This is a genomic window from Saccharothrix coeruleofusca (genome assembly GCF_014648515.1).
GTDB classification, from domain to species: Bacteria; Actinomycetota; Actinomycetes; order Mycobacteriales; family Pseudonocardiaceae; genus Actinosynnema; species Actinosynnema coeruleofuscum.
The window spans coordinates 90,973-103,742 of record NZ_BMRG01000010.1; the positions used below are offsets into that span (position 1 = coordinate 90,973).

14 protein-coding genes are annotated in these 12,770 nt (G+C 72.8%); 5 read left to right on the forward strand and 9 right to left on the reverse strand.

All coding sequences use genetic code 11. The annotated features are described in order from the left end of the window. Positions 1-73: 73 nt before the first annotated feature. Positions 74-931: a helix-turn-helix transcriptional regulator gene (locus tag IEZ00_RS23095; protein ID WP_189225405.1), complete on the reverse strand. Its 858-nt coding sequence runs from the start codon at positions 929-931 to the stop codon at positions 74-76. Between the two features lie 155 nt (positions 932-1,086). Between IEZ00_RS23095 and IEZ00_RS23100 the strand changes: the two genes are divergently transcribed. Continuing rightward, complete coding sequence (locus IEZ00_RS23100; protein ID WP_189225406.1) at positions 1,087-2,151, forward strand: aldo/keto reductase; 1,065 nt, start codon at positions 1,087-1,089, stop codon at positions 2,149-2,151. Positions 2,152-2,164: 13 nt separating this feature from the next. Here IEZ00_RS23100 and IEZ00_RS23105 read toward each other — a convergent pair whose 3' ends face one another. Then, positions 2,165-2,764, reverse strand: a complete 600-nt coding sequence (locus IEZ00_RS23105; RefSeq protein ID WP_189225407.1) for a TetR/AcrR family transcriptional regulator — start codon at positions 2,762-2,764, stop codon at positions 2,165-2,167. 123 nt (positions 2,765-2,887) lie between these two features. Between IEZ00_RS23105 and IEZ00_RS23110 the strand changes: the two genes are divergently transcribed. Beyond that, a complete protein-coding gene (locus IEZ00_RS23110; RefSeq protein WP_189225408.1) occupies positions 2,888-3,292 on the forward strand; it encodes a Dabb family protein in 405 nt (134 codons plus the stop codon). Between the two features lie 122 nt (positions 3,293-3,414). Next, positions 3,415-4,329, forward strand: a complete 915-nt coding sequence (locus tag IEZ00_RS23115; protein WP_189225409.1) for an NAD-dependent epimerase/dehydratase family protein — start codon at positions 3,415-3,417, stop codon at positions 4,327-4,329. Here the strand turns inward: IEZ00_RS23115 and IEZ00_RS23120 are convergent. The 3 genes from IEZ00_RS23120 to IEZ00_RS23130 all read right to left on the reverse strand — a co-directional run bounded on the left by IEZ00_RS23120 (position 4,326) and on the right by IEZ00_RS23130 (position 7,204). After that, a complete protein-coding gene (locus IEZ00_RS23120) occupies positions 4,326-5,714 on the reverse strand; it encodes a sensor histidine kinase (RefSeq protein WP_189225410.1) in 1,389 nt (462 codons plus the stop codon). The genes IEZ00_RS23115 and IEZ00_RS23120 overlap by 4 nt on opposite strands. After that, positions 5,711-6,397 (reverse strand): response regulator transcription factor, encoded by a 687-nt coding sequence (locus IEZ00_RS23125; RefSeq protein WP_189225411.1) that lies wholly within the window; start codon positions 6,395-6,397, stop codon positions 5,711-5,713. Before IEZ00_RS23125 ends, IEZ00_RS23120 begins: the two co-directional genes overlap by 4 nt. A 357-nt stretch (positions 6,398-6,754) precedes the next feature. Next, the gene (locus IEZ00_RS23130) at positions 6,755-7,204 is read right to left on the reverse strand and encodes a MarR family winged helix-turn-helix transcriptional regulator (RefSeq protein ID WP_189225412.1); all 450 of its coding nucleotides are present in this window, start codon (positions 7,202-7,204) and stop codon (positions 6,755-6,757) included. An 82-nt stretch (positions 7,205-7,286) separates the two neighbouring features. Here IEZ00_RS23130 and IEZ00_RS23135 point away from each other — a divergent pair, with 82 nt between their 5' ends. Next, a complete protein-coding gene (locus IEZ00_RS23135) occupies positions 7,287-8,210 on the forward strand; it encodes a quinone oxidoreductase family protein (RefSeq protein ID WP_189225413.1) in 924 nt (307 codons plus the stop codon). A gap of 150 nt (positions 8,211-8,360) precedes the next feature. Here IEZ00_RS23135 and IEZ00_RS23140 read toward each other — a convergent pair whose 3' ends face one another. Next, complete coding sequence (locus tag IEZ00_RS23140; protein ID WP_189225414.1) at positions 8,361-8,630, reverse strand: helix-turn-helix domain-containing protein; 270 nt, start codon at positions 8,628-8,630, stop codon at positions 8,361-8,363. 85 nt (positions 8,631-8,715) lie between these two features. On the opposite strand from IEZ00_RS23140, the gene map reads away from it, so the two are divergent. Continuing rightward, a complete protein-coding gene (map, locus tag IEZ00_RS23145) occupies positions 8,716-9,540 on the forward strand; it encodes a type I methionyl aminopeptidase (RefSeq protein ID WP_189225415.1) in 825 nt (274 codons plus the stop codon). Positions 9,541-9,883: 343 nt separating this feature from the next. Here map and IEZ00_RS23150 read toward each other — a convergent pair whose 3' ends face one another. The 3 genes from IEZ00_RS23150 to IEZ00_RS23160 form a co-directional block, all read right to left on the reverse strand. Further along, positions 9,884-10,627: an SDR family NAD(P)-dependent oxidoreductase gene (locus IEZ00_RS23150; RefSeq protein WP_189225416.1), complete on the reverse strand. Its 744-nt coding sequence runs from the start codon at positions 10,625-10,627 to the stop codon at positions 9,884-9,886. Beyond that, positions 10,624-11,685 (reverse strand): alkene reductase, encoded by a 1,062-nt coding sequence (locus tag IEZ00_RS23155; RefSeq protein WP_189225417.1) that lies wholly within the window; start codon positions 11,683-11,685, stop codon positions 10,624-10,626. Before IEZ00_RS23155 ends, IEZ00_RS23150 begins: the two co-directional genes overlap by 4 nt. Positions 11,686-11,796: 111 nt before the next feature. Beyond that, positions 11,797-12,252, reverse strand: coding sequence for a MarR family winged helix-turn-helix transcriptional regulator (locus tag IEZ00_RS23160; protein ID WP_189225418.1), 456 nt, complete (start codon positions 12,250-12,252; stop codon positions 11,797-11,799). Between the last annotated feature and the right edge of the window lie 518 nt (positions 12,253-12,770).

Below are 12,770 nucleotides of genomic sequence, written 5' to 3' on the forward strand. Positions count from 1 at the left end.
TTGTTCCCCCCGACATCCAACCGGACGGCCGGTCGTGCGCGGCGGGATTGCCGGTTACCGAGTTCTTACGGGATCAGCGTTCCCGCGGGACAGCGGAGGACTCGCCCCGTCGGTCGCGGCTGGCGGCCAGCGAGCCGAGCAGGCCCAGGGCGTCCGCGCTGGGGCTGTCCGCCGGGGCGTGGTACACGACCAGCAGCAGGCCGGAGGAGCCGCGCACGTCGAAGGTCTGGTAGTCCAGCGTCAGCAGGCCGACGTCGGGGTGCCGGAACCGCTTGGACTCCCCGGTCTTGCCGCGCACGTCGTGCCGCTGCCAGAGGTCGCGGAACGCCGTGCTGCCGGTGGTGAGCTCGTCGAGCAGTTCGAGCAGCCTCGGCTCGCGGGGGTCGTGGCCCTGCGCCAGCCGCAGGTGTCCGGTGGCGGAGTGCGCCATTACCTCCCAGTCCGCGTAGAAGTCGCGTCCGGCGGGGTCGAGGAAGGTCATCCTGGCCAGGTTGCCGGTCTCGGCGAAGCCCGAGTGCAGCGCCCGCCCGAGTTCGTTCTCGGCGACGACGTCCAAGGTGCGGTTGATCACGTAGGCGGGCGTCGTCAGCCACATCTCCAGCAGCCCGGGTAGTTCGGGGCCGATCCGCCCGCCACCGGCGGCCGGGGTGCCCGGTGCGGTGCGGTTGGCCAGGCGGTAGGCGTGCGCCCGCGCGTCGGCGTCCAGGTCGAGGGCGCGGGCCAGCGCGTCCAGCACCTGCTCGGACGGGTGCCGCTCGCGACCCTGCTCCAGCCGGGTGTAGTAGTCGGCGCTGAGGCCGGCGAGCACCGCGACCTCCTCGCGCCGCAGCCCGGACACCCGCCGGTACCCCGATCCCGTGAGAGCCGCCGGATGCGGCCGGGCCGCCGCCCGGCGTGCCCGCAGGAACGCTCCCAACCCCTCGTCGTCCACGCCCCCGAGGCTACTTCGCCACCGCGCCGGGTTCCTGGGTGCGCCGCACCCGGGAAGTCGCCGGCCTGGTCGCCGCCCGCGCGGCGGGGCAGCGTGGGGGCTGCGGGCGAGCTCTCGCCACGCCTTCCCGATCGGCACTAACACGAGGGACATCCATGCGCTACACGCTTCTGGGCCGCTCCGGCATCCGCGTCTCCGAGTTCGCGCTCGGCTCCATGACCTTCGGCGAGGACTGGGGGTGGGGTGCGCCCGCCGAGACCAGCAGCAGGATGCTGGACCTCTACGCCGACGCGGGCGGGAACTTCATCGACACCGCGAACGTCTACACCGGCGGCACTTCGGAGTCGATCATCGGCCGCGCCCTGCGGGGTCGTCGCGACCGCTTCGTGCTCGCGACGAAGTACACCGCGCAGACCGCGCCCGGCGACCTGAACACGGCGGGCAACCACCGCAAGAACCTGGTCACCTCGCTGGAGGCCAGCCTGCGCCGTCTGGAAACCGACTACGTCGACGTCCTCTGGGTGCACGCCCGCGACACCCTCACCCCGCTGCCGGAGCTGATGCGCGCGCTGGACGACCAGGTCCGGGCGGGCAAGGTGCTGCACGTCGGGGTCTCGGACTGGTCGGCGTGGGAGATCGCGCAGGCGAACACCCTCGCGGAGCTGCGCGGCTGGTCGCCGTTCGTCGGCGTCCAGCTGCGCTACAACCTGCTGGCCCGCTCGGTCGAGTCCGAGCTGACGCCCATGGCGCAGGCCCACGACCTCGCCGTCGTCGCCTGGGGCCCGCTCGCCGAGGGACGGCTGACCGGCAAGTACCTCGACGGCGCGCAGGGCCGCCTCACCCGCGGCGGCTGGGACTTCAGCGGTGAGCGCGGCGACCACGTGGTGCGCGAGGTCGTCGCCGTCGCCGAGGCCGGTGGCTGGACCCCCGCCCAGGTCGCGCTCGCGTGGCTGCGCGCACGGCCCGGCACCGTCATCCCGCTGCTGGGCGCCACCAGCGAGCAGCAGTTGGCCGCCAACCTCGGCGCGCTCGAGGTCACCCTCGACGACGAGGTCCTGCGCGGGCTCGACGAGATCAGCGCTCCCGAGCTCGGCTTCCCGCACGACGTCATGGCGGAGGAGGACATGATCGGTCTCGTCTACGGCGACCAGTGGCGGCAGGTCGCCGACCGCAGGCGGGCCTCCCGCCGTCCCGTCAACGACGACCACCGGCTCGTCTGAGGGCCGCCGGGGCTCATCCGCCGCCCTGGCCGCGCCAGCCGAGGAGGATCGCGCCGAGCGCCTGCTCGGCGAGCCGCTGCGCGCGTTGGCCGCCGATGGTGTCGAAGTGGCCGAGCGAGGCTATGCCGTACAGCGTTCCCCACACGATCTCGCAGGCGTCGGCGTGGTCGGCCAGCACCACGCCGTGCGCGTCCGACCAGGTGGTGAGCAGCTCCAGCAGGAGGTCGACGGTCGGCTGCGCGGCGCGCCTGCGCGCGTCCGCGTCGACCGCGCTGTCGTTCATGGCCTGGTAGAGGGAGGGGTGCTCGCCCGCGAACCGCACGTACTCGCGGGCCACGCGCAGCACGCGCCGGTCGACGTCGGGTTCCTCGTCGGCGATGCGCCTGGCCTGGGCCAGCATCAGGTCGTAGCCGTGCGCGATCAGCTCCAGCACGAGCGCGTCCTTGTTGGCGAAGTGCTGGTAGACCACCGGTGCGGTGTACTCCACCTCGGCCGCGATGCGCCGGATCGTCAACGCGGCGGCGCCCTCGGTTTCGAGGACGTGCAGCGCGACCTCGACGATCCGGTCGCGGGTCCGCGCCCGTTCGCGGGCGCGTCGTGTGCTGCTGGGCATGTCCCGTCACTCCGCTTCGCTGGTTTCCCAGGACAGTAGTCGCCCCTTCCTTGACAGCGTCGCCGCGCCGCCGTTAGGTTAACGACGTTAGAAGATCTAACGTCGTTAGAAACGAGGCGAGCGGTGATCTACCACATCAACCGGGCCAAGGTGAAGGCGAGCGCGACGCCGGAGCAGATCGAGGCGGCGCTGGAGGGGTGGCGCGCCCAGGGCCGCTCGATCCCCGCGGTCAAGTCCTTCGTCGTGGGCCGCGACCACGGCGGCGACTTCCAGTACAGCGCGGTGTTCGTCGTGGAGGACCTGGACGGGCTCTTCGAGTACCTGACGCACCCGACGACCTACCACACCGACAGCATCGGGCTGGACCTGGCCGAGGAGCTCCACATCTTCGACGTCAGCGACGACGACGACCCCGAGCTGAACGCGAAGATCCAGCAGCTGCACCGGCGCCGCAACGCGCACAACCCCAGGGTGGCCGAGCTGCTGGCAGGCGTGCCCGCCTACCAGGGCTCCGGTGTGGACGACTGACCGCGCCCGGAACCAGCCCACGTCAACCGAACCACCGCTCAGCGGCGTCGCGCTCGCCCGCGATGCCGCCCACGCGGTCGCCGCTCCCGGCGAGGAGCGGTCATCCCGGAGGAAAGCCAGCCATGGCTCAACACGTCATCATCGGGGCCGGGTCCATCGGCACGAACGTCGCGCGGCTGCTGGCCGAGCGCGGCGAGACCGTCCGGATCGTCACGCGCCGCGGCTCGGGTCCCGAGCACCCCCTGGTCGAGCGCGTCGCCGCGAACGCGTCCGACGCGACCCGCGCGATCGAGCTGTCCCGCGGCGCCAAGGCGATCTACCACTGCGCGAACCCGCCCTCGTACACCTCGTGGGAGCGCGAGCTGCCGCCACTGCAGACGGCGCTGATCGCCGCGGCGAAGGCCAACGACGCGGTCCTGGTCCTCACCGCGGGCCTGTACGCCTACGGCGAGCAGCCAGGGGGGCGGATGGACGAGCGCACCCCGATGGCCGCCACCGGGCGCAAGGGCCGCCTGCGCAAGCGCCTGTGGGAGCAAGCGCTTGCCGCTGGCATCCGCACCGTCGAGGTCCGGGGCGCCGACTACGTCGGCAAGGACGCGGTCAGCCTCTACTCCCTGGTCCTCGGTCCGGCCATGGAGAAGGGCCGCGCCGCCTTCATCCCGGGGAACCTCGACATGCCGCACACCTTCACGTGCAACAGCGACATGGCCAGGGCGCTGGTCACGCTCGCCCTGGACGAGCGGGCGTGGGGGCGGGCCTGGCACGTGCCGTCCCCGCCCGCCATCACCATCCGCGAACTCGCCCGGCGCTACGCCGCCGCGGCGGGCAAACCCCCGATCAAGCTCGTCCAGCTGCCGCGCTTCGCCATGCGCGCGGCCGGGGTGCTCGTGCCGATGGCCCGCGAGATGGCCGAGATGGACTACCAGTGGTACGCCCCGTTCCACCTGGACGCGACCGAGACGGCCCGCACCTTCGGCCTGACCGCCACCGACATCGACGTGGCCATCCGCGAGCAGGTCGGCGCGGTCCGGGTCTAACCGGGGGCGGGACTGCTCGCGGCGTCGGGGGCGGGCAGGAGCCTGCGGGCGCCGATGGTGAAGCCGATCGTCGCCCCGCCGCCCGCCCGGTTCCTGGCGAAGGTCGTCCCGTCGTGGGCTTCGGCGATACCCGCCACGATGGCCAGGCCCAGACCGGAGCCGGGCAGCGATCGCGAGGTGTCCGCGCGGTAGAAGCGGTCGAAGATCCGGTCGAGGTCCCCGGCGTCCAGGCCGGGGCCGCGGTCGGACACGGCGATCGTGCCCGCGCGGACCTTGACGGTGATGGCGCCGGTGCCCCCGGTGTCGAACTTCGCCGCGTTCTCCAGCAGGTTGCCCACGGCGCGCTCCAGCGCGAGCCGCTGCCCCCGCACCCGCGTCCGGTCGGAGTCGACGTCGATCTCGCGCTCGGTGCGGCGGCGCGCCCGCGTGGCCGCGCCGCGGACGACCTCGGCGAGGTAGACGTCGCTGTCCTCCTCGTCGACCCCCCTGGCCAGCGCCAGCGCGATCAGCTCGTCGACCAGGTGGGACAGCTCCCTGGTCTCGCCCTCCACGTCGGCGAGCAGCCGCGCGCGCGAGTCCGGCCCGAGCCGGTCGAGGCGGCGCAGCACGCTGGCGTTGGTGCGCAGGCTGGTGAGGGGCGTGCGCAGTTCGTGCGCGATGTCCTGGATCAGCCGCTCCTGCGCTTCCCGCGCGTCCGCCAGCCTGCGCAGCATGGTGTTGAACGACGACGACAGCCGGGCCACCTCGTCCCGCCCCCGCACCGGCACCCCGCCCGCGCCCAAGCCGGTGGCGCTGACCTCCTCGGCGGTCGCGGTCAGCCGCACCAGCCGCCGGGTGATCCGGCGGGCCAGCACCCAGCCCAGGCAGGCGGCGACCGCGGCCACGAGCAGGGCCAGCACGGCGATCTCCTTGGCCAACCCGCTCATCACCCGCCGGGACTGGTTGATGTCGATGCCGACCTGCACCGCGCCGCCGCCGTCCCCCAGGGACGTGGTCAGCACCCGGTAGGTGTCGTACCGCACGATCACCTCAGCCATGCGCGTCGCGCCGCGGTCGGCTCCGGCGGCGAGCGCCCGGTCGGCGGCGCTGACCGGGAAGGTCACGGCTCGTCCGCCGAGCGGCGTGGTGGTGCCGTCGGCTGCCACGCGCTGCGCGGTCAGCGGCAGCGGCTCCTTCCCGCCCTCGCCGTCGGTGGCGTTGGTGACCGGGTGGTGCAGCACCGCGTGGTGCCCGTCGATGACCGCGGCGGCGGCCGTGCGCAGGCCGCGCTCCACCTCGCCGCTGACGCGCTCGACCGCGGAGCGGAAGCCGAGCACGCCGACCACCGCCGCGACGAGCGCGGCGACGAGGGCGAAGGCGAGGGCGAATCGGGTCGCGAGGTTCACGGGCACCGCACCGCGTAGCCGACGCCGCGCACCGTGTGGATCACCGACGAGGCTCCCGCCGCGGCCAGCTTGCGCCGCAGGTAACCGACGTAGACGGCCAGGTTCTTGGAGTCCCCGCCGAAGTCGAAGCCCCAGATCCGCTCGTAGACCGTCGAGTGGTCGAGCACCACGCCCTCGTTGCGCATGAGCAGCTCCAGCAGGTCGAATTCGGTCTTGGTCAGGTTCAGCTCGGTCGCCGCCCACCACGCGCGGCGACTGGCCGGGTCCAGCCGCAGCGCGCCCACCGACAGGGCGCGGTCACCGGTGTCCGCCGACGGCTCGGCCCTGCGCAGCAGCGCGCGCAGCCGGGCGAGGAGCTCGTCGAGCTCGAAGGGCTTGGGCAGGTAGTCGTCGGCGCCCGCGTCCAGACCGGCGACCCGGTCGGAGGTCTCGACCATCGCGGTGAGCATCAGCACCGGCACCTGGTCGCCCTCCGCCCGCAGGAGCCGGACGACGCCGAGCCCGTCGAGCCCCGGCATCAACACGTCCAGGACGAGGACGTCGAACCGCTGCCCGCGCGCTCGGGTCACCGCCTTCACCCCGTCGTCGACCTCGACCACGGAGTAGCCCTCCAGCTCCAGCGCGCGGACGAGCGACTCGCGGATCGCGCGGTCGTCATCGGCGATCAGCACGGTGCGGGTCATCCAGTTCCTTCCCCCCGTTTCGACCGTCGCCGGTGATTCTCGCCGAGGTTTTCACCGCACAGCACCGGAATCGGCACTGAGGACGGTAGGAACCTGGTGAGAATCCGCCTGCCAGGTCGCGGCACGCGCGGTGAAACCCGCGGCGGACCATCGTGTTCGCGGTCGGGGCGTCCGCATCGTCGCAGTGCTCGCTCGCCCACTGCCCGCGCAGCGGCACGTCGACCGGCCACAGTGGACAGCCGGGCGTGGTCGAGGTGGCGGCGAACGGGCAGAGGTCAGTGGCCTGGTGCTGTCGTTGCTCCCGATCCGCTGTGCCGCGGCGGTCCGGTGGGGCTGGGAAGCGCACTCGCACCGGGCTCACGGCGCGTTGAGCCACCTCTCCTCGTCGCTGTGCCCCGAGTTGCCCGCGATGGTGTCGAGCAGGTGGGTGAGCAGGTGGCGGTCGGCAGGCTCCAGGCGGTCGGTGAAGGGCGCGAGGGTCGCGTTGACCTCCTCCTGCAGCCGTTCGGCGAGCTCACGTCCCGCCGGGGTGATGGTCACGTCGACCACCCGGCGGTCCTCCGGGGACTTGCCCCGTGCCACCAGGCCGCGCCGCTCGGCGCGTTCGACCAGACCGGACATCGTGGACTTGTCCAGGCCCAGGAAGGCCGCGAGGTCGGTCATGCGCGGCCTGCGGTCGCGCAGCAGGCCGAGCAGCCGCAGCTGCGTCAGCGACAGGTCGTGCTCCGAGCCGATGCGGGTGAGCACGGCCATCACCCGGAAGGACACCCGGACGAGGGCGTCCTCGAGCGCGTCGTCAGGTTTCATGCCGTGATCCTACTTGACATGGTTTGTACTACCAACCATCCTGGATGTAGTTGGTAGTACAAACCGATTTGAGGAGCGATCCGTGCACGCCGCAATCGTCACCAGCTTCGACACCCCGCCCCACTACGGCGAGCACCCCGACCCGGTCGTGGGCGGCGAGGGGGAGATGGTCGTGGAGGTCCTCGCGGCCGGTCTGCACCGGCTGGTCAAGGCGCGGGCGACCGGGCAGCACTACAGCAGCAACGGCACGTTCCCGCTCGTGCCCGGCGTCGACGGCGTCGTGCGCGACCAGCAGGGCAACCTCAGGTACGCGGTCGTGGAGGGCGCTGCGGGCACCTTCGCCGAGCGGACGGTGATCGACCCCAGGCGCAGCGTGGTGCTGCCGGACGACGTCGACCCGGTGCGCATCGCCGCCGCGATGAACCCGGCCATGTCGTCCTGGGTCGCGCTGCGCCGCCGCATCGCGTTCCAGAAGGGCCAGAGCGTCCTCGTGCTCGGCGCCACCGGCAGTTCCGGGCGCATGGCGGTGCAGATCGCCAAGCGGTTCGGCGCCGAGCGCGTGATCGCCGCCGGGCGCGACGCCGCCCGGCTCGCCCCGCTGACCGACCTGGGCGCGGACGAGACGGTGACCTTCGACCAGGCCGACCGCGCCGCCGACGTCGACGTCGTCATCGACTACGTGTGGGGAGAGCCCGCCGCGCTGGCGATGGCCGCGATGATCACCACCCGGCGGGACCGCCGAGCCCCGCTGGACTGGATCCAGATCGGGTCGGTGGCCGGGCAGACCGCTCCCGTCGACTCCGCGCTGCTGCGCGCCTCCCGGCTCCAGCTCTGCGGCAGCGGCATCGGGTCGCTCTCGCCCCGCGACCTCCTCGAGGAGCTGCCGGAACTGGCCGTCGCGGTGCACAGCGGCGAGATCGAGGTGCGGTCGCGGCCCGTGCCCCTCGCCCGGATCGCCGAGACGTGGGACGCGCGGACCGACGACCGCATCGTCTACGTCCCGTAGCGCCTGCGCGCCGACCGCGCCCATCCGCCGGAGGTGATCGACAGCCGGGGGCAGGTGGGGGATTCCTGGACCGCTCCCCGGCGGAGCTGCGCGCCCGGCTCCACGCGGCGTAGCCCGCGCGGTTCGGCGAGCAGGTGTCCACGGGGACGGCTACGAGACGGCTCCCAGCGGCAGGTCGTCGCCCCGCCAGGCGGCGGCCAGCTCCTGCACCGGCAGGCCGAGCGCCTCGCCGAGGCAGACGATGGTGCCGAAGCCGGGGGAGGGCAGCCGCCCGGTCTCGATCTTGCGCAGGGTCTCCGGCGAGACGCCCGCCGCGTGGGCGACCTCCGCCAGGTCGCGTCCGGCCCGCGCTCGGCGCAGCCGGGCACCCAGGCGCCTGCCTGCTTCGACCTGCTCGGGCGTGAGCGGTTGGCGGACCATGCCCCCAGGATACGACTGGTATTACTATACCGGCAAGTGCTAGTGTCCGGTATAACTATACCGACCATCGTGACGCGAGGTAATCGTGATCGAGCTGAAGACGCCTGCGGAGATCGAGCGCATGCACGTGACCGGGCGGTTCGTCGCCGAGGTGCTCTCCGAGGTCGGCCGACTCGCCGACGTGGGCGTCAACCTGCTCGACCTGGAGCACCACGCGCGCGGCATGATCGCGGAGCGCGGGGCCGAGTCGTGCTACTGGGACTACGCCCCGTCCTTCGGCAAGGGCCCCTTCCGCAACGTCATCTGCCTGTCGGTCAACGACGCCGTCCTGCACGGCCTGCCCCACGACTACGTGCTGCGCGACGGCGACGTGCTCAGCGCCGACCTCGCGGTCAGCATCGACGGCTGGGCGGCCGACTCGGCGCGCACGATCGTGGTCGGCACCGCGGCCGAGGAGGACCTGCGGGTCATCCGCGCCACCGAGGAAGCGCTGGAGGCGGCGGTCGACGCGGCGCGTCCGGGCAACCGCCTGGGTGACATCTCGGCGGCCATCTGGGCGGTGGCCCGCGATCACGGCTACCCGGTCAACACCGAGTTCGGCGGCCACGGCATCGGCCGCACCATGCACGAGGACCTCCACGTGCCCAACAAGGGCAAGCCGGGGCGCGGCCCCCGGCTCCGGCCGGGGCTGACCCTCGCTCTCGAACCCTGGTTCGCCCGCACGACCGACCGGATCGTCTACGACGCCGACGGCTGGACCATCCGGTCGGCGGACGGCTCGCGCGCGGCCCACTCCGAGCACACGGTGGCCATCACCGAGGACGGCCCCCTGGTGCTCACCCGACGTGAGTCGGAGACCCCGGCCACGCGGGGTGGCCGCGCCATCCGATCGTCCACGGCGGACGCTTAGAGCGCCCTCGGCCGACCGCGGTCAGGTGCGGTCGCGCCTACGATGTGCGCGGCGCACGGCGGCGGCCCTGCGCGGTGCGAGGAGGTGCGCGTGCCCGAGGCGGGCCGGCCAGGCCCTGCGCCGCGAGATCGAGCTGAACTGGCGCGGGCTGGAGGAGATGACGGTGCGCGGCCTCGACGACGAGCGGGTCGCCGTGCGGCGGGTGCTCGAACGGCTGGAGGGCAACCTCGGCCGGGCGCTGGGCGAGGACGACGGGCCGGTGTGAGCGCCGGTCGCCGATCTCCGGCCCGCCGCGCTCCCGCGTCGGGGACGGGAGCGCGGCGGACCGGAGATCGCGGGTCGGTCAGGTGGCGAAACCGCCGTCCACGTTCAGGGTCGCGCCCGTGATGAAGCCCGCGTCCGGCCCCGCGAGGTGGGCGACCAGGCCCGCGATCTCCTCGGGCACGCCGTAGCGGCCCAGCGGGGTCGCCACGCGCATGATCTTGGCGTCCGCTCCGTCGGCGGGGTTCAGGTCGGTGTCCACCGCGCCCGGTTGGACCAGGTTCACGGTGATCCCCCTCGGCGCCAGCTCGCGGGCCGCAGCCTTGGTGAACCCGACCAGCGCGGCCTTGGTGGCGGAGTAGCCGACCATGCCGGGGACGAGCGCCCGCTCGGCGAAGACGCTGCCCGTGGTGATCACCCGCCCGCCGCGGTCGAAGTGCTTGATCGCCTCCCTGGTCGCCGCGAAGGTCCCGCGCACGTTCACCCGGTACAGCTGGTCCAGGTCCTCGTCCGACAGCTCCTCCAGCGGCGCGGGGGCGCCGATGCCCGCGTTGTTGACCAGGACGTCCAGTCGGCCGAACAGCTCGACCGCCCGCGCGACCGCGGCCCGCACGGCGTCGGAGTCGGCGTTGTCGGCCTGCGCCGCCGCCGCGCGCCCACCCCGCTCGTTGATGCCGTCCACGACTCGCCGCGCGGCGTCGGCCGACGAGGAGTAGGTGATCAGGACCGCGGCGCCGTCCCGCGCCAGGCGGTTGGCGACGGCCGCGCCGATCCCCCGCGAGGCACCGGTCACCACGGCCACCTGGTCGGCCAGTGCGCCGGTCATCGGGAGAGGAACGGGTAGTCCGTGTACCCGTGCTCGTCGCCGCCGTAGAAGGAAGCGGGGTCCGGGGTGTTCAGCGGCGCGCCCGTGCGCAGCCGTTCGACCAGGTCGGGGTTGGCCAGCGCCTGCACGCCCACGGTCACCACGTCGGCCAGGCCCGAGTCGATGTCCCGCACCCGCGTGTCGATGTCGGCGCCGGGCCGGTTGAGCAGGAAGGCCGTCGGCCACAGCTCCCGCAGCTCGCGCACCAGTTCCGCGTCGTCGCCGTGCACCACGTGCAGGTAGGCCGGGTTCACCGGGGCCAGCGCCCGCACCAGCGCCGAGTACAGCTCGCGGGTGTCGTCCTCGGCGATGTCGTTGTACGGGTTGCCGGGGGACAGGCGGATGCCCGTGCGGTTCGCGCCGATCTCGTCGGCCACGGCCTCCACCACCTCGACGGCGAAGCGGATGCGGTTGGCGATCGAACCGCCGTAGCGGTCGGTTCGCCGGTTGGTGTTGCTTGCCAGGAACTGGTGCACCAGGTACCCGTTCGCGCCGTGGATCTCGACGCCGTCCGCGCCCGCCTCGATCGCCTTGGCGGCGGCGGCGCGGAAGTCCTCGACGGTGGCCGACACCTCCTCAGTGCTCAGCTCGCGGGGCTCCGGCATCTCCTGGGCGCCCTGGAAGGTGAACATCACGCCCGCCGGGCGCACCGCGGACGGCGCCACCGGCTGCCTGCCGTGCGGGGTGTTCGCCGGGTGCGCGATGCGGCCCGCGTGCATGAGCTGGATGACGACGTGCCCGCCCGCGTGGTGCACGGCGTCGGTGACCCGCCGCCACCCCGCGACCTGCTCCTCGGTGTGGATGCCGGGGGTGAGCAGGTAGCCCTGCCCGTCCGCGGAGGGCTGGGTGCCCTCGGTGATGAGCAGTCCCATCGAGGCGCGCTGGGCGTAGTAGAGGGCGTTGAGCTCCGTGGGCACCCCTTCGGGTGTCGCCCGGTCGCGCGTCATGGGTGCCATCGCCAGGCGGTGCTCCAGCGAGATGTCCCCCACCTTGACCGGGGTCCACAACTGCTCGTCCATCGGTTTCCCTTCATCGTGTGGTCGACCACATGATGCGCCGGATTTTATGTGGCCGACCACATTATGTGGCGCGGATCTCCGCCGGACCCGACCGGGGGACGGGTCCGACCGTCAGCCGAGCTGGTCGACCACCTTGGCAGCCAGCGCGACGAACTGGCGGCGCTCCTGCTCGGTCAGCCCCCGCGTGGTGGCCTCTTCGAGCTCTCGCCACTTGGCCTTGGTGCGCTCCTCAAGCGCGCGTCCCTCGGCGGTGAGCGAGACCACCTTCACCCTGGCGTCGGACTCGTCGGCGGTGCGGACCACCAGTCCCGAGTTCTCCAGCCGCCGCACCGACTTGGCGATCGTCGAGTGGTCCAGCTTCAGCGCCTCGACCAACTGCTTCTGCGACCGGCCGTCCTGCTCCCACAGCTGCATCAGGATCAGCTCCTGCCCTGGGAACAGGCCGCAGTCGGCCAGCAGCGCGGCGGCCAGGGCGCGGTGCTGGCGGGCCAGCGCGAAGATCGCGAAGCTCACCGGGTGGTGACGCGCGAGGGGGTCCTCCACGAGGGCCCGGCTGGGCGTTGTCATGCCGCGACCGTACCCACCTCCCGCGGTGGTCGCCGCCTCCGGCGGGCTCAACCGGTGTCCCGGAGAAGTCGAGCAGGACGGCGGCCTGCGCGTTCGCCTTCACGGCCTCGAACGGGGTGCAGCGGACCCGGCCCATCGTGCCGACCTGGTGGTCGATCGGCGGGACAGCGGTGTTGCCGACGTCCAGGTGGGTGACCGGCATGGTGCCTCCGCTTCCGTCCGTTGTGGACTCCTGATGACCGGTGTCGGCAGAGTCCCGTCGAGGACCGCCCGTGACGCACTCAGGCGGAGCGCATGATCACCTGTTCGAACAGGTAACTAACCGAGGTCGTGCTTTGTCGCGCCCCAGGTGACCTGGATCGCGACCTGAGGTGTTGCGCCGGTTGGCCAGCACGATTCGGTTCACCTGGGCCACCGGGTGGGCCGAGGTTCGCGACTCAGACCGGGAAGCTGCTCGATCAGCTGTCTCGTCGGCTCGCTTCGATGAGCCTGCGGAGCCGGGCGGCAGGCTCAATTGC